Source organism: Caballeronia sp. LjRoot29 (genome assembly GCF_964252755.1).
In the GTDB taxonomy this organism is placed as follows: domain Bacteria; phylum Pseudomonadota; class Gammaproteobacteria; order Burkholderiales; family Burkholderiaceae; genus Caballeronia.
The window spans coordinates 15,066-37,783 of the sequence record NZ_CAXUPU020000045.1 but is presented as its reverse complement, the minus strand read 5'-3'; the positions used below and the strand labels follow the sequence as shown (position 1 = coordinate 37,783).

At 60.2% G+C, this 22,718-nt stretch carries 21 protein-coding genes; 14 read left to right on the top strand and 7 right to left on the bottom strand.

Features of this window, described 5'->3' with window-relative positions; genetic code table 11:
- Positions 1–228: 228 nt before the first annotated feature.
- The 5 genes from ACSQ83_RS32035 to ACSQ83_RS32015 all read right to left on the bottom strand — a co-directional run bounded on the left by ACSQ83_RS32035 (position 229) and on the right by ACSQ83_RS32015 (position 5,841).
- On the bottom strand, positions 229–1,434 hold the full coding sequence (locus tag ACSQ83_RS32035; RefSeq protein ID WP_436230878.1) for an IS91 family transposase: 1,206 nt from the start codon (positions 1,432–1,434) through the stop codon (positions 229–231).
- Positions 1,435–1,721: 287 nt separating this feature from the next.
- A complete protein-coding gene (locus ACSQ83_RS32030) occupies positions 1,722–2,732 on the bottom strand; it encodes a site-specific integrase (RefSeq protein WP_436230877.1) in 1,011 nt (336 codons plus the stop codon).
- Positions 2,729–3,712, bottom strand: coding sequence for a tyrosine-type recombinase/integrase (locus tag ACSQ83_RS32025; protein WP_436230876.1), 984 nt, complete (start codon positions 3,710–3,712; stop codon positions 2,729–2,731). Before ACSQ83_RS32025 ends, ACSQ83_RS32030 begins: the two co-directional genes overlap by 4 nt.
- On the bottom strand, positions 3,702–4,967 hold the full coding sequence (locus ACSQ83_RS32020; RefSeq protein ID WP_436230875.1) for a site-specific integrase: 1,266 nt from the start codon (positions 4,965–4,967) through the stop codon (positions 3,702–3,704). The genes ACSQ83_RS32025 and ACSQ83_RS32020 overlap by 11 nt, the downstream gene beginning before the upstream one ends.
- 130 nt (positions 4,968–5,097) lie before the next feature.
- A complete protein-coding gene (locus tag ACSQ83_RS32015) occupies positions 5,098–5,841 on the bottom strand; it encodes a tyrosine-type recombinase/integrase (RefSeq protein WP_436230887.1) in 744 nt (247 codons plus the stop codon).
- A 163-nt stretch (positions 5,842–6,004) separates the two neighbouring features.
- Here ACSQ83_RS32015 and ACSQ83_RS32010 point away from each other — a divergent pair, with 163 nt between their 5' ends.
- The 14 genes from ACSQ83_RS32010 (at position 6,005) to ACSQ83_RS31945 (ending at position 21,237) form a co-directional block, all read left to right on the top strand.
- Positions 6,005–7,252, top strand: coding sequence for a site-specific integrase (locus tag ACSQ83_RS32010; RefSeq protein ID WP_436230874.1), 1,248 nt, complete (start codon positions 6,005–6,007; stop codon positions 7,250–7,252).
- 437 nt (positions 7,253–7,689) lie between these two features.
- The gene (locus ACSQ83_RS32005; protein WP_436230886.1) at positions 7,690–8,628 is read left to right on the top strand and encodes a tyrosine-type recombinase/integrase; all 939 of its coding nucleotides are present in this window, start codon (positions 7,690–7,692) and stop codon (positions 8,626–8,628) included.
- On the top strand, positions 8,619–9,623 hold the full coding sequence (locus tag ACSQ83_RS32000; RefSeq protein WP_436230873.1) for a tyrosine-type recombinase/integrase: 1,005 nt from the start codon (positions 8,619–8,621) through the stop codon (positions 9,621–9,623). The genes ACSQ83_RS32005 and ACSQ83_RS32000 overlap by 10 nt, the downstream gene beginning before the upstream one ends.
- A 271-nt stretch (positions 9,624–9,894) precedes the next feature.
- Entirely contained in the window at positions 9,895–10,317 is a 423-nt protein-coding gene (locus tag ACSQ83_RS31995) for a transglycosylase SLT domain-containing protein (protein WP_436230872.1), read from the top strand.
- A gap of 109 nt (positions 10,318–10,426) precedes the next feature.
- Positions 10,427–10,771, top strand: coding sequence for a hypothetical protein (locus tag ACSQ83_RS31990; RefSeq protein ID WP_414967318.1), 345 nt, complete (start codon positions 10,427–10,429; stop codon positions 10,769–10,771).
- 327 nt (positions 10,772–11,098) lie between these two features.
- Positions 11,099–11,749: a GntR family transcriptional regulator gene (locus ACSQ83_RS31985; protein WP_414950478.1), complete on the top strand. Its 651-nt coding sequence runs from the start codon at positions 11,099–11,101 to the stop codon at positions 11,747–11,749.
- 56 nt (positions 11,750–11,805) lie between these two features.
- Positions 11,806–12,612 (top strand): SDR family oxidoreductase, encoded by an 807-nt coding sequence (locus ACSQ83_RS31980; RefSeq protein ID WP_436230871.1) that lies wholly within the window; start codon positions 11,806–11,808, stop codon positions 12,610–12,612.
- A gap of 31 nt (positions 12,613–12,643) precedes the next feature.
- A complete protein-coding gene (locus ACSQ83_RS31975) occupies positions 12,644–13,576 on the top strand; it encodes a 3-keto-5-aminohexanoate cleavage protein (RefSeq protein ID WP_414950331.1) in 933 nt (310 codons plus the stop codon).
- 104 nt (positions 13,577–13,680) lie between these two features.
- Positions 13,681–14,427, top strand: coding sequence for an N-acyl homoserine lactonase family protein (locus ACSQ83_RS31970; protein ID WP_414950477.1), 747 nt, complete (start codon positions 13,681–13,683; stop codon positions 14,425–14,427).
- A gap of 68 nt (positions 14,428–14,495) precedes the next feature.
- On the top strand, positions 14,496–15,623 hold the full coding sequence (locus ACSQ83_RS31965) for a sugar ABC transporter substrate-binding protein (RefSeq protein ID WP_436230870.1): 1,128 nt from the start codon (positions 14,496–14,498) through the stop codon (positions 15,621–15,623).
- Positions 15,624–15,641: 18 nt separating this feature from the next.
- Positions 15,642–17,189 carry a sugar ABC transporter ATP-binding protein gene (locus ACSQ83_RS31960; protein WP_414950329.1) on the top strand — a complete coding sequence of 516 codons (1,548 nt, stop codon included), beginning with the start codon at positions 15,642–15,644 and terminating at the stop codon, positions 17,187–17,189.
- A gap of 51 nt (positions 17,190–17,240) precedes the next feature.
- A complete protein-coding gene (locus tag ACSQ83_RS31955) occupies positions 17,241–19,340 on the top strand; it encodes an ABC transporter permease subunit (RefSeq protein WP_436230869.1) in 2,100 nt (699 codons plus the stop codon).
- 19 nt (positions 19,341–19,359) lie between these two features.
- On the top strand, positions 19,360–20,319 hold the full coding sequence (locus ACSQ83_RS31950) for a 3-hydroxyacyl-CoA dehydrogenase (protein ID WP_436230868.1): 960 nt from the start codon (positions 19,360–19,362) through the stop codon (positions 20,317–20,319).
- A 15-nt stretch (positions 20,320–20,334) separates the two neighbouring features.
- Positions 20,335–21,237 carry an SMP-30/gluconolactonase/LRE family protein gene (locus tag ACSQ83_RS31945; protein ID WP_414967314.1) on the top strand — a complete coding sequence of 301 codons (903 nt, stop codon included), beginning with the start codon at positions 20,335–20,337 and terminating at the stop codon, positions 21,235–21,237.
- A 72-nt stretch (positions 21,238–21,309) separates the two neighbouring features.
- Here the strand turns inward: ACSQ83_RS31945 and ACSQ83_RS31940 are convergent, their stop codons facing one another.
- Positions 21,310–21,510: a YXWGXW repeat-containing protein gene (locus ACSQ83_RS31940; RefSeq protein ID WP_436230867.1), complete on the bottom strand. Its 201-nt coding sequence runs from the start codon at positions 21,508–21,510 to the stop codon at positions 21,310–21,312.
- A 57-nt stretch (positions 21,511–21,567) separates the two neighbouring features.
- Entirely contained in the window at positions 21,568–22,716 is a 1,149-nt protein-coding gene (locus tag ACSQ83_RS31935) for a DUF1501 domain-containing protein (protein WP_414967312.1), read from the bottom strand.
- Positions 22,717–22,718: the final 2 nt, after the last annotated feature.

Here is a 22,718-nt window from a genome sequence, read left to right as displayed (position 1 = left end):
TGAATGACCGCCGCGGTAATTTGTGAAGTCTTGCAGGGGCGATCACACACGGACTTCCGGCGAGAGTGGGAAACATCACGTGTAAAGGAAGCGCGAATGTGCGCGTGAACCGGCAAATCACCCGCCATTTTGGAGTACGCTGGTGCGCCAGCAGATCGAAGGCACGAGTGCAGCCGCGTTGGCCTCGTCAGGAAAGGCGAACGTGTACGGAAACAGGTGCGATGGCAACTAGCGCGCATGGGTGGGACCTGGCGGGGCTCGTGGAAGGCTGCCGGGCATGTCTTCGATGCGGAGCATGTGTCCCTTGCCACATACGGGGCAGTCGCGCAGTGACTTGCCGGTGAGTCGCTGGTAGCGGTCACGGTAGTCTTCCCCGGGCTCGACTGCGGCAACGGCGGGAGCCTCGACACCGAGCAGCCGCCTGCAGGTGGCAAGCTTGTCGGCACGGTGGCAGTTGGCGAGCCACCCGTAGCTGCGAATGCGCTTGAAGCCGTCAGGTAGCACATGCAGCAGGAAGCGACGGATGAACTCGTCGGCGGTGAGCGTCATGGTTCTTTGTCTGGACTCGTGCCGATAGTCCTTCCAGCGGAACTGCACGGTGTGCCCGTCGAAGGCGAGCAGCCGGTTGTTGGAGATGGCGACGCGGTGGGTGTAGCGGCCCAGGTAATCGAGCACGTGTTCGGCACCGCCAAAGGGTGGCTTGGCGTAGACCACCCACTCCGCCCGTGCCGCGGGCGCAAGCCAGGCTGCGAATTCGACGGGATCGCTCAGGGGCTCGAACTGACCGTGCAGGCGCAGCCCGCCGGCGTCGTAAGCGCGGCGCAGCTGTTCGAGAAACAGGCGGCGAAAGAGCCGTGACAGGACCCGCACGGACAGGAAGAAGCCGGGACGACAGGCGATCCAGCGCTTGCCGTCCGGGGAGATGCCGCCGCCCGGCACAACGCAATGCACATGAGGGTGATGCTGCAGATTCTGTCCCCACGTATGCAGGATCGTGAGGAAGCCGATCTCGGCGCCCAGGTGCTTCGGATCGGCGGCGATCGTGCGCAACGTTTCGGCGCTGGCGCGAAACAGCAGATCGTAGAGCGTCCTCTTGTTCTGGAACGCGAGAGCGGCGATGGATTCGGGAAGCGTGAAGACGACATGGAAATACTCGGTCGAGGGGAGGAGCTCCGCATGCCGGCGTTCGAGCCATTGCGCGCGGGCGAGTGACTGGCACTTCGGACAGTGCCGGTTACGACACGAGTCGTAACTGATGCGCTGATAGCCGCATGCATCGCACTGCTCGAGATGGGCACCAAGCGCTGCGGTACGACACAGCTCGATGGCACTCATCACGCGTCGCTGCACACGACTGAGCCCCCCGGCATGGGATAGCCGGAAACTGGGCCCACACTGGCGGAAAATGTCCGCCACTTCGAGCGCCGGTCGCATGACTGCGCTCAGAAGTACTGGGGCGCAGGTGGCGGGGATGGAATGGGTGCAGGGTGCGGCAGCAGGTCGAAGGGACTGGTGGTGGCGCACACGGTGCTGGTGGCGACCTTCAAGTAAAGCAAATGTGCTGCAGCACATTTGCTTTATTACCGACAGAAAGTTGTTATGTGCAGTCTCGAATCCCGCTCGTTGATAGCAAAGGATTCCGGTCGTAGGAGCTCGACATAAATGTTTGGACGGGTGGGGAGGCTCGCAGCTGGTAACCGGCGTGCGTGACCTCCGTGGTCCTACAGCGAATGCAGCCACTCGAGCAAGGATTTGTTCTGCTGCCAAGATGGGATCTTGGGAAGCAGCGCGCCGTCCGCCACTTTCTCGAGTGCCTTGCGCTTCATCTCAAGATTTGCGCGAGCGTAGATCTCCGTTGTCTTCACATCCACGTGACCCAGGAAGTCGCGGATGATCTCGAGCGGGACGCCACTCTGCAGCAGGTGCATTCCCTTTGTGTGCCTCAGGCTGTGTGGACTCACCCGCTGTGTGAAGTCGGGGTGACTTCGCCGCACAAGAATCACATACTTTTGCAGGAGATAACGCACACCCGAGCGCGATAACCGTGTGCCCTGCCGGTTCTGGAAGAGTGGCTTGTCCGCGTGTTCAGGACGATCGAGGTTGTTATCGCGTCGATACTGGCGCAGCAGTTCGACTGTCGAGTCCATCAGGGGCACGGCGCGCATCTTTCGACCCTTTCCCATGAGCCGCACCTGTGATGGCGGATCCAGGCGCACATCGCCGGCGTTCAGGTCGATCAACTCCTGTACCCGGGCGCCGGTGTCATAGAGCACGCTCAACATGACTGCATCCCGGCGGCCGGGACACGTACGCAGATCCGGTTGCGCCAGAACCTGTGCCAGGTATTCCTTGGAGAGGTACCCGACGCTGGGGCGCGCATGTCGCCGCAGCGGAATGGCGAGGATTTGCTGACTCTGCAGCAGGCGCTCGGGCACTTCCGCCTGTAAATAGCGGAAGAATGCGTGCAACGTCGCGAGGCGATGATTCTGCGTGCTGATCGAGACGTGCCGATCGTTGGCCAGATGATCGAGGAACGCCTCCACAAGGGAGGCATCAATCTGAGCAAGAGACAAGCGTTCCAGGGCAATACCACGAACGTCGCGACAGAATCGCAGCAGCAAAGTGAACACGTCGCGATAGGCCTTGATGGTGTTAGGGCTCAGATTGCGCTGTGCGGCCAGATGGTGTGTCAGGAAGCTGGTCGCGTGCACGGAGAAGTCCGTCGGTTTCATGACTCGCTCCTCCGCGGGATGACGTCACCGAAGGCGGCGTTGGTGCGCACTGTGATCTCCGGAAACAGTTCGGAAATCAGATGCAGATAGCGCTGCGTTCCGGCAAGAGACTGATGTCCCATGTAGGTCGCCAGCACCGGGAGCTTCGCATCGAGGTCAGCACCTTCGCGGCACCAGCGCAGCATGGCATGCACGGCATAGGCGTGACGAAGATCATGTACACGCGGCCCCTTACCTCGACCGGCGTGCGCGATCCCACAGCGGAGCAGTAGTTTCCGGTATAGCCAATAGACGGCTGAGAGACTGTAAGGGCCGTCAGACGGCGACGGGAAGAAGTAGGCATCGGGCGAACGATCGCCCATGACTGCCGCATAGGTTCGAAGGCGCTGCACCAACGGCAAGGCTGGAGGCACGAGGCGGTCCTTCCCGAATTTGGCCTCACGCACCATCAGGATCCCCCGGCCGAGGTCGACATCGGCCACGCGCAGGTGCAGCACTTCGCCAAGCCGCAGGCCGCAGCCATACAGCAGCCGGAATACTTCCGGCATGATGAGATGCCGCATTGGGGATCGCGCGGTCGGTGTGAGCTGGTCGACCGCGTGGAACAGCCGGTTAATCTCTGCATGTGTCAGGATGCGTGGCGAGAAACTGTCCGCGCGCTTTGCCGTGAGCGATCGATCCGGCACATCCGCGGGATATCCCAGCCGGCACAGGTACATGGCGAATTGGCGAACCGCGCAAATACGATGACAGTGGGTGCCCCGACTCTCGTGCGGTTGTTTGGCGAGCCACTTGCGGCTGATTGAGCGCGGTAGCTCGCATTGCGATAGCGCTTCGGCGCATAAGAAGCGATCAAAGCGCGCCAGCAAGCGCGCCGGCTCATCATACCGATAACCACATGCCCGCTTCTCCTGGACGAACTGTTCCATGAGTGAGCCGACAGCACTTCGGAAATGGCCCTTGAATTCTCTACTCGACATGGCGCACCTCCTCGGTGTTCAACGAGGCAGTGCGAAGGGTTTCCACGTCGGCCTTGGCGTAGATCAATGTCGAGGTCGTCGTCGCATGTCCCAAGATCTCGCTGATGACATGAAATGGCGTTTGCTCATGCAGCAGTTGTGTTGCGAGCGTATGACGAAGCGAGTGCAAACCGCGGCGTTGTGGAGTCCGGAAGCGAATACCGGCGAGGGCCTTCCAATGCTCGACGATGCGATGCAGGTTGTCGGTTTCGCAGAAGGGTGAGAAAGGTGGCGTCAACGTGAGAAACACTTCACGGCATTCTGATTCAGGACGGCCCGACCTCAGATAGTCAATCAGGGCTTCGCCAACCTCTTCCGTTAATGGTAAACAAAGGGGTGCAAGGGTCTTCGACTGCATAACCTCTATCGTGGCCGTTTCCCACTTGAGGTCCTCGAGAGACAGTGTCCGAATATCGCTCACTCGCAATCCGAGGCGGCAGGCAAGCAGAAGAATCGCATAGTCGCGCTTGCCTTTGGGCGAGGTGCGATCAACGATTTCGAGCAACCTGACCACGAGTTCCCGGTCCCAGACTGATGGAACAGTCGCATCACGGGGAACGTGAACTACCGGCAATACTTGACTTAAATCCTGCTGCAGAATTCCTCGCAGCAGAAGAAACCGCAGAAAACCACGGACACCGGAAACAATTCGCGAGACGGTCTTGGCTGCCAGACGATGTCGTGATATCACGAATGCGGAGACATCGGCCGGCTGCATCTGGTCGAAAAACGTGATGTTCCTTGATCCCAGGAAATCCGCGAATATGGCGATCTCTCGCATCCGCTCCCGAATGCTCGTCGGACGAAGATGAAGGCGATCCCGGCAGTACTGCTCGTAGTCGCGCACTGGCGTGACCATGGATTCAGGTGTCCGTATCTTTTGCATGTCAGTGACGGTGCGCTCAATGTGCCCGTCACGCTCCAAGTCCACCAGTACCTTAAGGGCGAACACGATATGCCGTCGCCACGCCTGGCGCCAGCTAAGGCATTCTCCCGCACGCATCTGATATGCGTTGAAAAACTGCGCTGCCAGATCCTGCGAGAACTCATCTTCCAGGCTCATCTCGTGACAGAACTCCATGAGATGTCTCCAGACGGTCCGATAGCGCCGCAGCGATCTTCTGCTATAGCGCAGTCTCTCCAGTTCGGCTTCGGCACCGGCAATGAACCGTTCCAAAGGCGGGTGGCTTGAAACTTGATGGGTGGACTGCTTCATGATCGAACTCCTCACAAAGGCGATCCCGATGGTCGCCAGGACCCCCATCATGAAACTTTTATGTGCAGCAATCCAAAGCAGACGCCTTGTCCACGTAGCGTTTGCCCTCTCAACTCTACATAACGTTCTTCTACGCGTAATACCGGGACGTTGTCGAGAGGGACCTGTGGCCCATCAGCAGCTGGATCCGGCGCACGTCAGTACCGGCTTCCAGCAGATGCGTGGCGAACGCGTGTCGCAAAGAATGGGGTGTCACGGGTTTGGTGATGCCGCTGCGCTTGCGTGCAAGCTCGCATGCGTCGCCCACGGCATGGCGGGTGATGGGCCGCCCCGGAATGCTGCCTGGAAAGAGCCATTCCTTCGGATGGGCGTCCTGCCAGTACAGTCTCAGGATCTCGAGCAGCCTGGGCGAGAGCATTACATAGCGATCCTTACGGTTCTTCCCCTGGTTCACACGGATCACCATGCGCTTGCTGTCGATATCAGTGACCTTCAGATGCACGACTTCGGAGACACGCAGTCCGGCGGCGTACGCGGTCATCAGGATGGTGCGGTGCTTGAGACTGGCGACCGACTCGAAGAAGGTGGTGATCTCCTCCAGGCTGAGGACGACTGGCAGTCGGAACGGCTTCTTCGGTAACGGAAAGTCCTCGTCGCTCCAGGGTCGCTTGAGCGTCACACGGTAGAGAAACCGGAGTGCGCCGATCGTTGCGCCGAGACTGGCGGGTGCCAGCTTGCGTTCTTCGCTGAGGTAGATGAGCCAGGCCCGAATCTCCTCGGGACCCAGCAGTTCGGGCGAACGGCGAAAGTGGCGGGCGAAACTGGCTACCTGAATCAGATAGGACTTCTGGGTATTCTCTGCAAGGTTGCGGATTAATCGTCAGCTGACGATTAATCCGCTAATACGGAGGATTTTGTAATGTGAAGAAGAAGCAATAGCTCGTCTTTGGACGGACCTCTGCGGCGATCTCCTCCGCATAAGAATCATAAGAATGGGAAGTGCGCGATCCTTGGTAGCGTCATTCAAGGAGGTGCCCATGTCACACAGGAAATCATTGCCGGAGCCTATCGCCCGGCTCGAAGCCCATCTGCGCGAGCAAAAGTACTCCGCTGAGGCGTGTAAACGCAGCCTGTGCGTTGCCCAGCGGTTCTTCACCTATATGCAACAGCACCAGGTCGACATCGAACAGACTCGACCCGTCCACGTGACGGCGTATCTAGACTACCAGCTGCGCCGGTTCCGGCGCTATAACGGAAGGTATCCGAAGAATCTTGCCGCGTGGCGCAACTGGCATCGCAGCGGTGTTCAGAAGCTACTGCGCGTGGTGCAAGGCAGCTGGCCTCCAGTTGCAAAGCCGGCAAGCCCACGAGAGGCTTTCCATCAGCAACTTTGCGAATCATTTCTCAGCTCGCTGGTAATGATGCGTGATCTTGCGAGAGGAACGCTGTCCGTGCGTCAACGCGTTGCCCAACATTTTCTCGAATCACTGGGTGAAGGAGGTACGGAGGCACTGCTTGCGAAGCTCACGCTGACCGACGTCGATCGCTATGTGCAGTCAAGGGCATCTCAACTGGGGCGCGGCGCCCTTAAGAATCTGGTGAACGCTCTGCGAAGCTTCCTGCGTTACCTGCACCAGCACGGCTGGATCGCCCTTGATCTCGCCCCGAGTTTGATCAGTCCTCGGCTCTATACCGATGAGAGTATTCCATCGGCGATACGTATCAGAGAAGTCGAGGTGCTCCTCAAAGCCGCGCGCGAGGACCGCAGCCCGAAGGGGTTGCGCGACTATGCGATCGTGCTGATGCTTTGTACCTATGGTCTGCGCGCAAACGAAGTTGCGAGACTTCGCCTGGAAGAGCTGGATTGGAGGAGGGAATGCGTGCGCATCCGCCATACTAAGACCAGATCGGAATCCATGCTGCCATTGCTGCAACCTGTTGGCGAAGCTATTCTCGAGTATCTGCGCAACGGTCGTCCCCAGACCGCTGCTCGCGAGATCTTTGTTCGGGCTGTGGCTCCCTACCGGGCTATACAAGGTTACGCGGTGTATCACATTGTTGTAGATCGCCTCCATGAGGCGGGCGTCTCCGTCTCCGGTAAACAGGGACCTCATGCATTACGTCACGCGTGTGCGGTCAGCCTGCTGGGTGCGGAGTCTTCGCTCAAGACGATCGCAGATGTTCTGGGCCATCGCTCATTGAGCTCCTCGAAGCAGTATTTAAAACTGTCCATGGACGAATTGCGCGAAGTGGCGTTGGAAGTTCCGACGGGGAGCAAATCATGAACAGTTGGCCCGACGCCGAACGCAACCTGTACAGAGTGTTTGTCAAACAACTATGCTTGCGAAGCTCCTCTGCGCGCAACAGTTACCACTATGTTCTTGATGGGTTCCAGCGGTGCGCTCTGGCGTGTGCTGGTACTCAGCCTCCTTCGCGTTCAACTATCGAGTATTGGCTTAAAGAGAGAGCCAGGTCGTTGCCAGAATATGTGCTCCTCGGCCATGCGAGGCTCGTGGATCGCTTTCTCGACTGGTTGGTTGCGAATGGGCATCTTGAATGCAATCCGCTGGCGAATCTGCGAGCCTCGTACAGCCCACGCGGAACTACACCAGTGGTTCGTGCCTTGCTCAGACCGGATCCCGATGTCGCCCTGGAGGCAATTCGGCCGCTGCCACGCTTCGCAAGTCATCTCGGTCCGTTAATGCGAAAGCACGTGACGCTGATGCAGTCGCTGGGGTATCGCTACCAAACCATACAAAGCAGGCTGGCTCGGTTCGATCGTTTTCTTCAAACCCGGCCTGATCTCGAGGCAGAACCCCTCAAAGTGCTCGTTCGAGAGTGGGCCAACGCCACATCGACGCCGCAGCACGCAATGGATTGCATCGACACCGGCCGTGTTATCGCTAAAGCCCTTCAACGCAACGGCGTACCTGTCGAGCCGCCTGAATCGCCTCGGGGTCTGCGTGGTGCGGTCAAGCGAAGCCAGCGGCGGCCTTACATCTATACGCCAGACGAGGTCGCGCAGCTGCTCAAGACTGCGAGTGCCTTCCCATCTCCGCGAGCGCCCCTGCGGCCGATTGCGTTGTACACAATGATCGTGCTCGCCTATTGTGCCGGGCTTCGGCTTGGGGAAATCGTCCGTCTGAAGGTGCAAGACATTGATTTGGAAACCGCCTCCATCTCAGTGCGCGACACGAAATTCTTCAAGTCGCGCCGGTTGCCGGTTACCACAACGGTCATGACTGCGCTGAGCGGCTATCTCCATGCCCGCCAGCTAGCCGGCGCCCCCGCCGATGGCGGCTCGGCCCTGTTCTGGAACATACAGACATCCCGAGGCTACTCCCAGATCAGAGTCAGCAAGCTGCTCGTCCAGGTAATCCGGGATTCCGGCCTGAAGCCCTTGCCAGGTCGTGCAGGTCCTCGCGTCCATGATCTTCGTCATGCCATGGCGGTGAATCGGATGACCGCCTGGTATCGCGACGGGATTAATCCCCAGGTGCATCTGCCTTACCTGGCGACATATCTTGGGCACGCCAGTATCAAGTCGACCCTCGTCTATCTCACCACGACGCCAGAGTTGCTGCAGCAAGCGTCCGAACGTTTCGAGGTCTTCGGCGCGCACAACCTCGGTGAATCGGTTGGAGGTGAATCATGCGAATGACCGCATCGTTTGTTCAACTGTTACACGCCTTCTTCGAGAACTGGCTCGTGCAGCAGCGCAACGTCTCTGCTCACACCGTCTGGTCTTATCGAGATACATGGCGCTTATTTCTTCGTTTCACCTCTGAACGCCAAAAGCGGCCGATCGCACGCCTGACCCTGGCGCAAATCACCGCTACTGAGATCTGTGCCTTCCTCCAGCATACTGAAGTTGAGCGGCACGTTTCCATCGGCACACGCAACTGCCGTCTCGCAGCGATAAAAAGTTTTTTCCGTTTTGTGCAAGCGCAAGAGCCTTCGGCGCTGGCCCAGTGCGCGGAAGTACTCGCCATTCCGAGCAAGCGCATGCAACGACGTCTGATCTGCTATCTGGAATCAGACGAAGTAGCGGGTATTCTTGCCCAGCCAGACCGCAGTACCGTGGAGGGGCAGCGTGATCACGCTCTGCTGTCCTTTCTTTACAATACAGGCGCGCGCATCCAGGAAGCTCTGGATATTTGCCCGCAGGACATACGGTTCGATGCACCTTGCCAGGCGAGACTCGTGGGGAAAGGCAAAAAGGAACGGATCTGCCCGTTGTGGCCCGAAACAGCGGCGCTACTCCTGGCTCTGTTGAAACGCCAACCGCGTGCTCCAGATCAGCGTCTCTTTGTCAATCGCTACGGCACCCCACTGAGCGCTTCCGGCGTAAGGTTCAAAATGCGCCAATATGTCCAGGATGCGTCTCAACAGCTTCCTTCCTTATCGTCGAAACGCATCACGCCACATGTATGGAGACACACAACGGCCGTCCATCTGGTGGCTTCAAAGGTTGATGTTACGGTCATCAGAAGTTGGCTTGGACATTCGAGCCTCGATACAACCAATCTGTATGCCCGCGCTAACATGCAAACGATGCGCGACGCACTTCAACGGTTCGATGCGCCTTCCGGGATCAGGCCACCCCCTCGCTGGAAGCGGTCCGCTTCGTTATTGGATTGGCTCGATTCGCTTTGAGACGTCATATCGTAATGTGAAGGAGAGAAGCATTCTGCCTAGCGTCGACAACGCGTAGCGGGGGTTCCTTCACATTACAAAATCCTCCGTATTAGCGGATCTGCATGTCATGCAGCATGCGTTGGCGCAGTGGCGTCATGGCGAGCCTCCTGGAAGCAGTGGATGGAATGCCCAACCGGGCGTTCACATACTGCTCCCGGCGATACCACTCACCACCTCGCCGGGGTTCAGCGCCAGACAACCCTCTTCATGAAACGTCAGCCACGGACCTGTGCCTACCTCCCACTACCGCGTCAGCGGTTTAGTACTAGCGGTGATCAGCGCGGCGAACGAATATGCAGTGTCTCCCGTGCTCTTGCTCGCGATCATTGCAACCGAGTCAGGATTCGACCGGCAAGCCGTTAGCGTCGCCGGCGCGCAGGGGCTGATGCAGATCCTTCCGACCGCTCATCCGCAGGTATTTGCATCGGGTAACGACCTGACCGAGCCCGCTGAAAATGTGCGGATAGGTTCATCGATCCTGCGTGAGTATCTCGACGCGTCGAACGGCGACCTGGACGTCGCCCTCAAGCGATACAGCGGCGGTGGCAAGGGATATGCCCAACGCGTGGCGTTTCGCATGAGGCAATTCTCGGCCAGCTTGCAGACACCGCCGGACAATACAGCCAAGCTCGCGCTTGCAAGATCGCCTTGACACAATTTTTACACGGCATGCCCGAAACTCTGCTTAGGTTTAACACTGGACCTGCTGTAATCAAGCGACGAACTAACAATTTTCAGCGCCCAATAAAGAGTACCCAATCGTGTTAAAGCTTCATACAGCCATGCGGATCCGGGGCATAGCGAAGGTGGTGTGCGTCGCTATCGTGGCGAACCAGGTGCTGACTCTGGCATTCGCGTACGCGGTGCAGCAACTGGACCCGACTGCGCCAACTATCATCACGACCATTTTTAGTTTCCTGACGTGTGGTCTCGTCAGCGTATGGTTGCAGTCAGACGCAAGACGCGCGTATTTGCTGGCGCGCGAGAAGGGCTGTATCACACCCGTGGACAAGACCAACCCGGCACTCAAGATCGCGCCCGATTGCCCGAAGTTGTGGCTGGTTGTTCTGCACATCGAAATGAATCCGGCTGCGGTGGGGCTTTAAGCAGCCGGACTGATTGAACTTGCACTGAGCGCATGCAAATCATTCGCGTGACGACCTCGATCGAACGCGGACCGTCGCGTGCGAGTTGTCGCGACGCATCATAGGCGGTCGTCGACTCCCAACATCCTTGGCTAACCAGCTTGGCCCAAGCGCCCACCAAAGTCGCGTTTTCCCCTACGTCTTGAAGGTTGACTAAGAAGCCCAACAGCACCAAACTTCTTCTCAAGGTGTGATCACAGGTCACATATCTCGTAAGGAGATGCTTAATTGACAACACGTGAAACGAGCGCGGACGCGCTGCCGCTCGAGCTGGTGGCGCGCGAGACCATGGCGGGCCGCGTCTACGCCCAGTTGCGCGAGGCGATCATGACAGGGCGGTTTGCTCCCGGTCAGGCGTTGAGCTTGCGCGGGGTGGCCGAGGCAGTCGGGTCATCGACCATGCCGGTGCGCGCGGCGCTCACACGCCTACAAGCCGAAGGCGCGTTGATCGACGGTCCAGGCCGCGCGCTGATGGTGCCGCCCATGACGCTCGACCTGCTCGAAGAACTGCGCGACGTACGGATTGCGCTGGAAGGCTGCGTCGCGAAGCGGGCGGCATCGCGCATGACCAAGGACCATTTGAACGCGCTGCAAGCCGTGTTCGACACCATGGATGCGCACGTCGAAGCCGGCGATGTACCTGCCTACTTGCGCAGCAATTTCGAATTCCACATAGCAATCTATACGCATGGCGCAAGCGACCTGACGCTCGCGACGATCCAGAATCTCTGGATGCGTATTGGCCCGTTCCTGAACCTCGTGGCGCCCGATATCCCGCACATGAGGTTGTCCATGGCGGCGCACCGCAAGATTGTCGATGCCCTCTGGAAGGGCGACGGAGAAGGCGCGCGGGCGGGCATCGAGGAAGATATCGGCGGCGCGGCCGCAGATTTGCGGGAACGCTTGCAGAGCAGGGAAGCAGCGCGGGCCGCCGGTTGAATGGGCCTGTGACCTCGGCCAAAAAGCCGGGCCAAAAATAACGAGGGAGACAAAGCATGTCGGTTCTACAAATGTTGAAACCGCACGCGGGATTGCGCGTGCTGGTCACGGGCGGCGCGTCGGGGATCGGTCTGGTAATCGCGCGTGCTTTTGTCGACGCCGGGTCGCGCGTGCATGTCTGCGACTCGAGCCAGCAAGCTATCGACTCGCTCAACGAAGCCGAACGGACCACCGAGATGAACGCGATTACCACGACGCTCGCGGACGTGTCGGATCGCGCGGCGGTCGACCGCGTATTCGACGACGTGAACACGCAGCTCGGCGGCCTCGATGTGCTGATCAATAACGCGGGAATTGCGGGTCCCACGGGTGGTATCGGCGAGATGGACACGGGTGAGTGGGAACAGACCATCGACGTGAATCTGAATGCTCAGTTCTACTTTGCACGTCGCGCGGTGCCGCTGCTGCGCCAGGCGCGCGATGGCGGGGCGATCATCGCGTTGTCATCGGTGGCGGGGCGCCTCGGATACGCGTACCGCACGCCTTATTCTGCGACCAAGTGGGCGGTTGTCGGTCTCACCAAAAGCCTCGCCATTGAATTGGGACCGGACAACATCCGCGTCAATGCCATCCAGCCGGGCATTGTGAAGGGGCCGCGAATTGAAAAGGTGATCGGCGCGCGCGCGCAACAGTTGGGGCTTTCCTACGAGCAGATGGAAAAAGAGTATCTCGCGAAAATTTCCCTGCGCCGCATGACTACGCCGGAAGAAGTGGCGGCGACCGCGCTGTTCCTGTGCTCGCCGGGAGGCAGCGGTATCTCGGGTCAGGCGATCTCGGTGTGCGGCAACGTAGAAGTGCTCTGAACGCTATTCTCATCCGACGAGGGCTTACAGCATGGCAACCAAGCGTAAAGTCATTATTACTTGTGCTCCCACGGGCGCGATTCACACTCCGTCCATGTCACCGTATTTGCCGGTTACACCGCAAGAGATCGGCGACGCAGCGCTCGCTGCTGCCCGAGAAGGCGCGGCGATCCTGCACCTGCATGCACGCGATCCCAACGACGGCAAGCCCACGCAAGACCCCGCCGTGTTCAAGCAGTTCCTGCCGCGTATCAAGGCGGAGACCGACGCCGTGATCAACATCACGAGCGGGGGCAGTCCGCACATGACGGTGGAAGAGCGGTTAAAACCGGCTCACCACTTCAAGCCGGAAGTGGCATCGCTGAACATGGGGTCGATGAATTTTGGGCTCTATCCCATGCTCGACCGCTTCAAGGAGTTCAAGCACGACTGGGAGCGCCAGCATCTGGCGAATAGCCGCGACCTGATCTTCAAGAACACGTTCAAGGACATCGAATACATCCTCACTTCGTGCGGCGCAAACGGTACGCGTTTTGAATACGAATGCTACGACATCTCGCACCTGTACAACCTGGCGCATTTCGTTGACCGCGGTCTCGCGAAGCCGCCGTTCTTCGTGCAGAGCGTGTTCGGTCTGCTAGGCGGTATCGGGCCGCATCCGGAAGACCTCATGCACATGCGCCGCACGGCCGACCGCTTGTTCGGAAGCGACTATGTATGGTCGATCCTCGGTGCCGGACGTCATCAGATTCCGCTTGCTACGCTGGGCGTGGCGCAGGGCTCGAACGTGCGGGTGGGACTCGAGGATTCGCTTTGGATCGAAGCGGGCAAGCTGGCTGAATCGAGCGCAGCGCAGGTCGTGAAAATTCGCCAGGTCATAGAAGGCCTCTCGCTGGATATCGCAACCCCGGACGAGGCGCGCGCGATGCTCGGGCTCAAGGGCGCGGCCAACACGAATTTCTAAGGCTGCTTGAGCGGCTGCCAGAGCAGGTGCATGAGCGGGCGCAACTCCTTCCACCCTGGACGATGGAGACTATCGTGGCTGTGTCGAAACTCAAGGTCGTGGCAATGCCAACGGGATGGCTGACTGTCGACCGTTCATCGCAGATCTATGGCCGCTACTATGGCCAGCAGATCAAGGTCCCGGTGTGGTCCACGGCAATCGTGGGCGGCGACAAGAAGATTGTGGTGGATACCGGGATTCACGATCCGGGCTGGGTGTCGAGCTTCGTTTGTCCTTGCGAGCAGGCGCCCGAAGAGCGGCTTGAACGCGCGCTAAAGGAGTACGTGGGCTGGAATGCGGACGACGTGGATATTGTCATCAACACCCATCTGCATTACGACCATTCCGGTGGGAATACCCTTTTCAAGAACGCGCGTTTCGTGATCCAGGCAAGCGAGTGGGAGTACGCCGGCCGTCCCTTGCCGACGCAGTCGACGTTCTATCAGGAGTTCCTGATCGGCCGCGAACCGCTCGCGTATTTTCGCTGGCAATTCGTGCACGGTGTAGCCGATATCGCACCCGGTGTACGCGTTGTGCCCACTCCGGGACATACGCCGGGGCACCAGTCGGTGGCGGTGGATACTGCCGATGGCGTGGTCCTGATTGCCGGCGATTGCGCAAGCTGCATGGAAAACATCGTGGATCTGGTGCCGGTGGGCATTGTTCATGAGACCGCGGCCGAACTGGCATCGCTTAAGCGTATTCGCCAGCTCGCTGACTTCGTTATTCCTGGTCACGACCCGAATGTGGTGGCCGGATCGGCGGGCATTCAGCTGCCTGCCAGCGCGCGTCTGAAGCACGTTGAAGATTAGTAGTGCTGGTTTTTAAAGAGGCGTTGAAAAGTACCAAAACATAACCATACGAAGGATCGGAGGAAGACATGAACGCATTGACGAACATCATCCGTCAAGGGACGCGCTTCGCGCTGAGCGCCGCGCTTCTCGCGACGCTGGCCGTCTCGGGGCAAGCCTCGGCAGCGGGTAAATACAAGATTTTCCTGTCGATGAGTTATGTCGGCAATGACTGGCAAACGGAAGCCGCGAACATGGTCAAGGCCATGGCCGTCACGCCGGGACTCAAGGACAAGGTCGACCTGGAAGTGCAGGTCGCCGGCACCGACGCACAGAAGCAGATCCAGCAAATCAACTCGATGGTCCAGGCCGGCGCAAAGGCCATCGTGATCTATCCAATTTCTCCGACCGCGTTGAATCGTGCCATCAAGAACGCCTGTTCGAAGGGCGTCGTAGTGGCAGCGTATGACGGCGAAGTGACCGAGCCGTGCGCCCATAACGTGACGATCGACCAGAAGCAGGCGGGTACCGTCACCGCTGAATGGCTCGCGAAGACCATCAATGGCAAGGGCAATATCGTGCTGATCAACGGCGTGCCGGGTACCTCCGTGGATCGTGCGCGTACTGAGGCGGCGAAGGCCGTGTTCGCGAAGTATCCGGGGATCAAGATCGTCGCGGAAGGCACGGGTATGTGGAGCCAGGCAACCGCCAAGACGGAGTTGTCGAAGATCCTCGCCACTAATAGCTGGGACAAGATCGACGGCCTGTGGATGCAGGTGGGCTGCTTCACGGCGGCATCGATGCAGCTCGAAGCCGGCATAGCGGACGACAAGGTCAAGCCGTGCGCGGGTGAATCGTCCAACGGTCATCGCGTGCAGATGTTGCCGCCCGGCACGGTGAAGGGCGACGGCAGTTATCGTTCGATTGGCTACCGGTCCATCTCGTATGGCTCGCCGCCTTACTCTGGCGCGCTGGCGTTGAAGATGGCCGTGGACAAGCTTGACGGTAAGGACTTTCCGGCGCACGTGACGCTCAAATTGCCGCTGGTGGAGACGTCGCAATCGAGACTGTGCACGACCGGTTCTATCGATGAACTGAAGGCTGGCTGCACCGCGTTCATGCCGGACAAAGTTCCGCCGGGCTGGTTTGCGGACATCTATTCGCCGGAGACCACTGAAGTTGGTTTCAACGCGGCGCTGACCGGCAAGCCGGACTAAAGACTAGAGGAGTACGCCATGTCGAGTGCAGGGGCAGAGTCCATGACTATGGAGACAAGCAGCAACGAGTGGGCGCTCGATCTCTCGAAGGTCACCAAGCGGTTCGGCGCCACTGTCGCGCTCGACAACGCGTCGTTCCGCGTTCGGCGCGGCGCCGTTCATGCGCTGCTCGGCGAGAACGGCGCCGGCAAGTCGACGACCGTCAAGCTGTTGTCCGGTCTCATGCAACCGGATGCGGGCAGCATCTCGATCATGGGTCGCGACGTCAACATGCGAAGTCCGAGGGACGCGCATCGTGCCGGTGTGCAGACGGCATTCCAGGAGATGACGCTGGTAGGAGACCTGACGGTCGCGCAGAACCTGCTGATGTCGTACGAACCGACTGGCTGGTTCGGCCGTATCCGGCAACGCGAATCACAGAAGCAAGCGGCGCAATGGCTCGAACGGCTCGAACTGGGCGATATCCGCCCGGGTGCTTATATTCGCGATCTCGCGCTGCCGGTGCGCCAGAAGATCGAGATTGCGAAGGCGCTGGTCCGCCAGCCCGAAGTGCTGCTGCTCGATGAACCTACGTCCGCGCTATCAGGACGTGACGTTGCGTGGTTGTCGCGACGAATTGATGAATTGAAGGCGCGTGGCGTGACCTTTGTGTTCATCACGCACCGGATGCAGGAAGTGCGTGAGTTCTGCGACAGCCTCACGGTGTATAGAAACGGCCGTGATGTAGGCGCCTTCGATACCGATTCGATCTCGGACGACGAAGTCATTCGCCTCGTGATCGGCCGTTCGATGGACGCCAAATATCCGCCGAAGATTGCTACGCCGTCAACGCTTCAAACACCCGCGATGGAGGGGCGCGGCATCAAGGTGGATGCTGTGGTCAACGACTTCGACCTCACGCTCAAGGCAGGCGAAGTGCACGGCATTGCCGCGCTGCAAGGCATGGGGCAACGCGAAATTTTCGAGGCACTGTTCGGCGCTGAGTTTATTGATGCGGGCGAGATCCTGATCGATGGCAAGCAGGTCACGCTGACCTCGACCGCCGATTCGCTGAAGGCGGGGGTATCGACGAGTTTCCTGCCGGAGGATCGCAAGACCGAGGGTTTGTTCGTGCGTTTGCCCGGCGGCGAGAACGTCTCGTTGCCGGTCATCAAGCGCTTCTCGCGCTTTGGCCTGATCGACAGGAAACGCGAGCAGGCCGCGATCAAGCGTGCGCTCGCGCAAATGGAAGTCAATCCGCGTGCGCTGTACAAGCCGTGCCTGTCTTTCTCGGGCGGCAATCAGCAGAAGATCGCCATGGCGAAATGGCTGCTGACGCAAAGCCGCGTGTGGCTGATGTTCGACCCTACGCGGGGTATCGACGTGGGAACCAAGCACCAGATCTTCGTGCTGATGCGCGCGTTCGCGGCGGCCGGCGGTGCCGTGCTGTTCTATTCCACCGACGTGCCGGAACTGGTCAACGTGTGCGATCGCGTGTCGGTGGTCTATCGCGGGCGCAATGTTGCGGAACTGGCCGGCGACGCGCTCACCGAAGAGAACGTGATGCGCAAGATGCTTTCAAGTTGATGGGCGTATGAAGCTCGGTATGAAGCTAGTTCAGGCAATCAGAGGTCGACTATGAAAATTGCAATAGCGTCGCCGGAAAGCGAGGTCGTGCGACCCGGCGCGCACGTCGGATTACGGGCGCGAGTGGATCACTATCGTGGCTTGATCATTGCGATCGGCGCGCTGCTCGCGATGATGATCGCGTGGGTATCGTTGTCCGCCACGCCGGTCGGGCTGTACGACGTCGGCTCGGTGATCTCCAGCAGCGCGACGCTCGCGCTGGCGGCGATCGGGCAGACCATCGTCGTGCTGAGCGGCGGTTTCGATCTGTCGGCCTCCGCGGTGGTGTCGCTGTCCAACGTACTTGCCGTGCGCTTCGTCCAGGGCACGCCGATCGAACAATGGGGTGGCGTTGCATTGATTCTGGCAATAGGCGGAGGCATTGGACTGATCAACGGTGCGTTGATCGCATGGTTCCGGTTGCAGTCGATCGTGGTCACGCTTGCCACCATGTTCATGGTGCAGGGCTTGACGCTGTTGATCCAGAACAAGCCGGGTGGAAGCATTGGTGATCAGTTTGGCGCTTTCATCACCTCTGATCTCGTGCCCGATAAAGTCCCCATGTCTGCGGCCGTGCTGGTCGTTGCGCTGCTGGTGTGGACCTTTGTTAAACGCACGCGCTTCGGCGTAGGCCTGTATGCGCTTGGCAGCGATCCCGACGGCGCTTACGCGAACGGCATGCCGGTCAGGGGTTATCGGATAGCGACCTATGCACTCGCCGGCATGTTCTACGCGGCGGCGGGATTGTATGTGTCGGCTCAAACCGGCTCCGCCGACCCGCTGGTGGGCCGGCCGTTGCTGCTCTCCATGTTCACGGCTGTCGTGCTGGGCGGCACGTGGCTAGGTGGTGGACGAGGCGGTTGCGTGGGCACGGTCTTCGCTGCAATGACCCTGATGATCACGGTCAATATCCTGCTGGTGCTCAACGTATCCGCGTTCTTTACGACCATCGCGGAGGCCTTGATCCTGATCCTGGCCGTGCTCGGATCGTCGGTCGGCAAGCAGTCGGCGGCGCATCATTGCGCGCGCTACGCCGGACGATGGTTCACGGCGTGGCGTACCGGAACACGCGCGCGCAATGACCCGGGCGCGCGGCGCGTGAAGTTCGAAGTGGAAAACTTCCGTCCGATAGAAAACACGGAGCTCAAGGGGCGTGTTCTGGGCGACTGGATCGAACGCAATCGTGAGTGGGTCAAGTACATCGTGCCGGCGTATCTGCTGTTCTTCGCGGTGATCGCGATCACCGGCGTGGTCTATGGCCCGGGTGTTCTTGCAAGCGCCAACTTCTATACGAGCTTGCTGACGCTGACCTTGTTCCTGGCCGTGTTGGGCCTCGGGCAAGGCGCCGTGATCCTGACCGGCGGACTTGATCTTTCCGTGCCCTGGCTTATCACGCTGTCGGGCGTGTTGCTCACCGGACTCACGCATGGCGTCAACGAAGCGGCGGCGTGGGCCGTGCCGCTGGTGTTATGCGCCGGCTTGCTGGTAGGCGTGTTCAACGGTGTCGGGGTCGTCGTGCTGGGCTTGCCGCCGATCGTGGTCACGCTGGCCGCTAACGGCTTGCTGCAGGGCATCACGCTGATCTATTGCAACGGCTCGCCGCAGGGGTGGGCGCCTTCCGCGATCAGCAATTTCACAAACGGGCGCGTGGGTCCCTTGTCGCTTGCTGCGTGGTGCGTACCGGTGTTCCTTGTCTTGGCATTGCTGTTGCTGCATCGCACGGCCTTTGGGCGACGCGTTTATGCGGTCGGCAATTCGCCGGTGGCGGCGAAGTTGTCGGGCGTGCGTGTGGGCGCAACCTTGATCGCGGTGTATTGTCTTTCAGGTTTGTGTTCGGCCGTGGTGGGCCTGTTGCTTGCCGGCTTCAGCAGCCAGGCTTTCCTCGGCATGGGCGACCCCTACCTGCTGCCTTCCATTGCCGTGGTGGTCGTGGGCGGTGCGTTGATCACCGGCGGCCGTGGTCATTATCTTGGTGTATTCGGCGGCGCGTTGCTATTGACCGCGCTGGGCACGCTACTCGCCGGCACAACCGTGCCGCCTGCCGTGCGCGACATCATCAACGGCCTCGTTGTACTGGCTGCCGTGATCACGTTGCGCGATAAAAAAGCATGATTGCCCATGGAGCCGCACGATGAGCAAACTGAGCAAACGTATTGCAGTGATTGGATCGGGACGCATAGGCCGCGCGTGGGCGATCGTATTTGCGCGCGCGGGTTTCGAGGTCAGGATTCATGACGCGGATCGCACGATGCTCGACGGCGCGATTCCGTCCATTAGCGGCAGTGTGTCGGATCTGGCGGGATACGGGCTGACCGACGAGCCGGAGGAGCGGATCGTGTCGCGTGTCACGGCATGTGAAACACTCGCGGACGCGGTGAGCGATGTCGACTTGGTGCAGGAGAATATTGCGGAAATCGTGGAGGTCAAGCGTACCTTGTTTGCCGAACTGGACAAGCTGACGCGCCCCGACACGCTGCTGGCCAGTTCAACGTCAGGCCTGCCCGCGTCCACGTTCACCGAGGCGCTGGAGGGCCGCGCCCGGTGCTTGGTCGCGCATCCGGTGAATCCGCCTTCACTGGTGCCGCTGGTCGAGCTATGCGGCGCGCCGTGGACCTCGCCGGACACGCTGACCCGTGCGCGTGCGTTGTACGAAGAGGCGGGCCAGCAGCCTGTCACCGTTGCACGCGAGATCCCGGGCTTTCTACTGAACCGCCTGCAAGGCGTCCTGCTTGACGAAGCATTGAGCCTATACGCACGCGGCTACGCAAGCGCCGCCGATCTCGACACCGTGATGCGCGACGGCCTCGGATTGCGCTGGTCGTTCATGGGGCCGTTTGAAACTATCGACCTGAATGCGCCCGGCGGTGTGACCGATTACGCCGCGCGTTATGGCGCAATGTACCGCTCGTTTGCTAAGGACAGCGTGCCATTCGACTGGTCGCCCGACAGCATTGCAAGACTCGATGCCGAGCGCCGCGATGTCTTGCCGCTCGATGAAATAGAAAGCCGCAGCAGCTGGCGCGACCGGCGCCTGATGGCGTTGCTTGCACATCGCCGCGCCACATCGAAGTCCGATGATGACAACAGTTGATAACCGGAGACAGTAATGATCGAAACCCGTCTGATCGTCGATGCCAACAATCATCTTGGTGAAGGACCGTTGTGGGACGTGAAGGAACAGCGTCTTTACTGGATTGACAGCACCGCTGCGGAGATCAGCAGTTGCCGCGCCGACGGCAGCGACATCCGGCGTTATTTCGTTCCGCGCCACATTGGTTCGATGGCGTTGCGCGAGCGTGGCGGTGCGGTGGTTGCGCTTGCGAACGGCCTGCATTTCTATGACTTCGACGCGCAGACGGTCAAGCTCATTGCCGACCCGGAAAGCGATGATCCCGAGACGCGTTTCAACGACGGCAAGGTGGATCGGCGAGGGCGGTTTATCGCGGGCACGATGGCCTATGACTTCGACCGTTATGACGCAGATCGCGGCCGGCCCTCGAGCCGAAGCGGCGCGCTGTACAGGCTTGACACGGATGGCTCCGTGACGCGGCTGGACGGTGGCATCAGTTGTTCGAATGGGCCGTGCTGGAGCCCGGACAACCGCACGCTCTATTTCGCCGATAGCTACGGCAAAAAGATGTTCGCATACGACTACGACATCGAGACCGGAGCGGTCGCGAACCGGCGGGTGTTTGCATCGGCGCAAGACATGGCCGGTACGTTCGACGGCGCAACAGTCGATGCCGAGGGTTACATCTGGTCGGCGCTCGTTTTTGGTGGACGGATCTTGCGATTTGCGCCGGATGGCAAGCTTGATCGCGTGGTGGAGTTCCCCGTGCGTAACCTGACGAGCGTGATGTTCGGCGGTCCGAATCTGGACATCCTGTTCGTCACCACGATGGGGCGGCCCATGTGGGGCATTCCGCAGAAGGAGCGCGACAAGGGCGGGTTGTTTGCAATCACCGGGCTCGGCGTAAAAGGCTTGCCCGAGCCGCGATTCGCCGGTTAATTCGCCGGCTAAGTCGCCGATCAGGGACGGCGGTGTGCATTACGCGAGCACACCGGGGCGTCCCCAGCTAAATCAGTACGCCGCCCAATGTCCGCGGACCCACACCCACTGATTGGCTTCCCATTTATAGTGTCCCTTCACCCATCGATAACCCGGCGCAGGTTGCGCCGGGACAACTTCGACAACCGGCTCAGGACGCGGCGGCCGGACGGGTTCCACTACGCAAGCTGTCAGAAAAATGCTAAGGAGTACAACGCTTAAACCCTGTTTCATTATTATTCCTTCCTCGATGAAGTTAAAAACGTGATTGCTCGCCCGCGTGTTGCACCGTTAAGTCCGCAGCAACCTGCCGGACATCGGGCTGGCGGTCTTCTGCGCGAACAGAGTCGCCCTGACGTGAGCCGGATCGAGACCGAAGGTTTCTCCTGCCGCCGCTGCAATCAGGCTGTCGAGCCCGAGAGTGGGGCGCAGATCCCGCCCCTGATACAGCGCCGACGGTGCGAGCCCCGGCCAGTCCGCCAGAATGCGGCCGCCTTGCACGGCGCCGCCCAGCAACATCGCGGCTGATGCCGTGCCGTGATCCGTACCGCCCGTGCCATTCGCCGTTGCCATGCGTCCGAACTCGGTCGCAACCAGGACGGTCGTGTTCGACCAGTGCTCGCCGAGGCCGTCGCGCATGGACGCCATCATGGTGTCGAGCGCCTTCAGTTGCGCGCCCAGCCGCGGGTTCTGCGCGCTGTGCGTATCCCATCCGCCGGTTTCGATCATCGCAATGCGCGGGCCGTCGCTACGGCCGAGGAAACTCGCGGCAAGCTTGCCAAGGCTCGCCGGGTCCTGACGCGCGCCGGCATCGGCGGCGAGCCCGCGAGCGTCCATCGCCGAGCTCCAGAGCGCGTGAAGCTGCGGGTCGCCCGAATAGAGTTGCGAGACGCGCACGAGCAGGTCGTCGGGCGCCTGCGGCAGCGCGGACGGCGCGTACGACGTCACCTCGGCACGCCCGCGCAACGCCAGCGGCACGGTAGGCGCGAGCGCGATTGCATTGGCTCTGGAAGCGGGCAGCATGGATACCAGCCGGTTCAGCCAGCCGTCCTTTATCTGGTAGGGCGACGTGCCACCGGTTTCGAGTACGTTCTGACCATCGAAGTGCGAACGGTCGCGATACGGCGATGCAATCGCATGCACGAACAGCGCTTGCTGCGCGGCGTACATCTTCGCCGTCTCGACAAGCGAGGGGTGCAGCGCGAACGTGCCATCGAGCTTCGTTGCGGTCGACGGATCAATCGCAAGCGCTCCGCGCAAACGTGCATATGCGGGATCGGCATAAGGCACGACGATGTTGAGACCATCGGCGGCGCCGCGCTGGATCACGAACACAAAGCGCCGGTCCGACTCCACCGAAGCGAATGCCATGCGCGACCCAATCAGCATGGCGCCGGCGCCAGCACCCGCGCACCACAAGAAATTCCGACGCGTGGTCATCG

Excerpts from the sequence above, each read along its gene's own strand:
- ACSQ83_RS32020 (WP_436230875.1), bottom strand. The coding sequence starts at position 4,967 with ATGAAGCAGTCCACCCATCAAGTTTCAAGCCACCCGCCTTTGGAACGG.
- ACSQ83_RS31980 (WP_436230871.1), top strand. The coding sequence starts at position 11,806 with ATGTCGGTTCTACAAATGTTGAAACCGCACGCGGGATTGCGCGTGCTG.
- ACSQ83_RS31950 (WP_436230868.1), top strand. The coding sequence starts at position 19,360 with ATGAGCAAACTGAGCAAACGTATTGCAGTGATTGGATCGGGACGCATA.
- ACSQ83_RS32030 (WP_436230877.1), bottom strand. The coding sequence starts at position 2,732 with ATGAAACCGACGGACTTCTCCGTGCACGCGACCAGCTTCCTGACACAC.
- ACSQ83_RS31955 (WP_436230869.1), top strand. The coding sequence starts at position 17,241 with ATGAAAATTGCAATAGCGTCGCCGGAAAGCGAGGTCGTGCGACCCGGC.
- ACSQ83_RS32035 (WP_436230878.1), bottom strand. The coding sequence starts at position 1,434 with ATGCGACCGGCGCTCGAAGTGGCGGACATTTTCCGCCAGTGTGGGCCC.
- ACSQ83_RS31945 (WP_414967314.1), top strand. The coding sequence starts at position 20,335 with ATGATCGAAACCCGTCTGATCGTCGATGCCAACAATCATCTTGGTGAA.
- ACSQ83_RS31985 (WP_414950478.1), top strand. The coding sequence starts at position 11,099 with ATGGCGGGCCGCGTCTACGCCCAGTTGCGCGAGGCGATCATGACAGGG.
- ACSQ83_RS32010 (WP_436230874.1), top strand. The coding sequence starts at position 6,005 with ATGTCACACAGGAAATCATTGCCGGAGCCTATCGCCCGGCTCGAAGCC.
- ACSQ83_RS31965 (WP_436230870.1), top strand. The coding sequence starts at position 14,496 with ATGAACGCATTGACGAACATCATCCGTCAAGGGACGCGCTTCGCGCTG.
- ACSQ83_RS32000 (WP_436230873.1), top strand. The coding sequence starts at position 8,619 with ATGCGAATGACCGCATCGTTTGTTCAACTGTTACACGCCTTCTTCGAG.
- ACSQ83_RS32005 (WP_436230886.1), top strand. The coding sequence starts at position 7,690 with ATGCAGTCGCTGGGGTATCGCTACCAAACCATACAAAGCAGGCTGGCT.
- ACSQ83_RS31935 (WP_414967312.1), bottom strand. The coding sequence starts at position 22,716 with ATGACCACGCGTCGGAATTTCTTGTGGTGCGCGGGTGCTGGCGCCGGC.
- ACSQ83_RS31975 (WP_414950331.1), top strand. The coding sequence starts at position 12,644 with ATGGCAACCAAGCGTAAAGTCATTATTACTTGTGCTCCCACGGGCGCG.
- ACSQ83_RS31970 (WP_414950477.1), top strand. The coding sequence starts at position 13,681 with ATGCCAACGGGATGGCTGACTGTCGACCGTTCATCGCAGATCTATGGC.
- ACSQ83_RS31960 (WP_414950329.1), top strand. The coding sequence starts at position 15,642 with ATGTCGAGTGCAGGGGCAGAGTCCATGACTATGGAGACAAGCAGCAAC.
- ACSQ83_RS31940 (WP_436230867.1), bottom strand. The coding sequence starts at position 21,510 with ATGAAACAGGGTTTAAGCGTTGTACTCCTTAGCATTTTTCTGACAGCT.
- ACSQ83_RS32025 (WP_436230876.1), bottom strand. The coding sequence starts at position 3,712 with ATGTCGAGTAGAGAATTCAAGGGCCATTTCCGAAGTGCTGTCGGCTCA.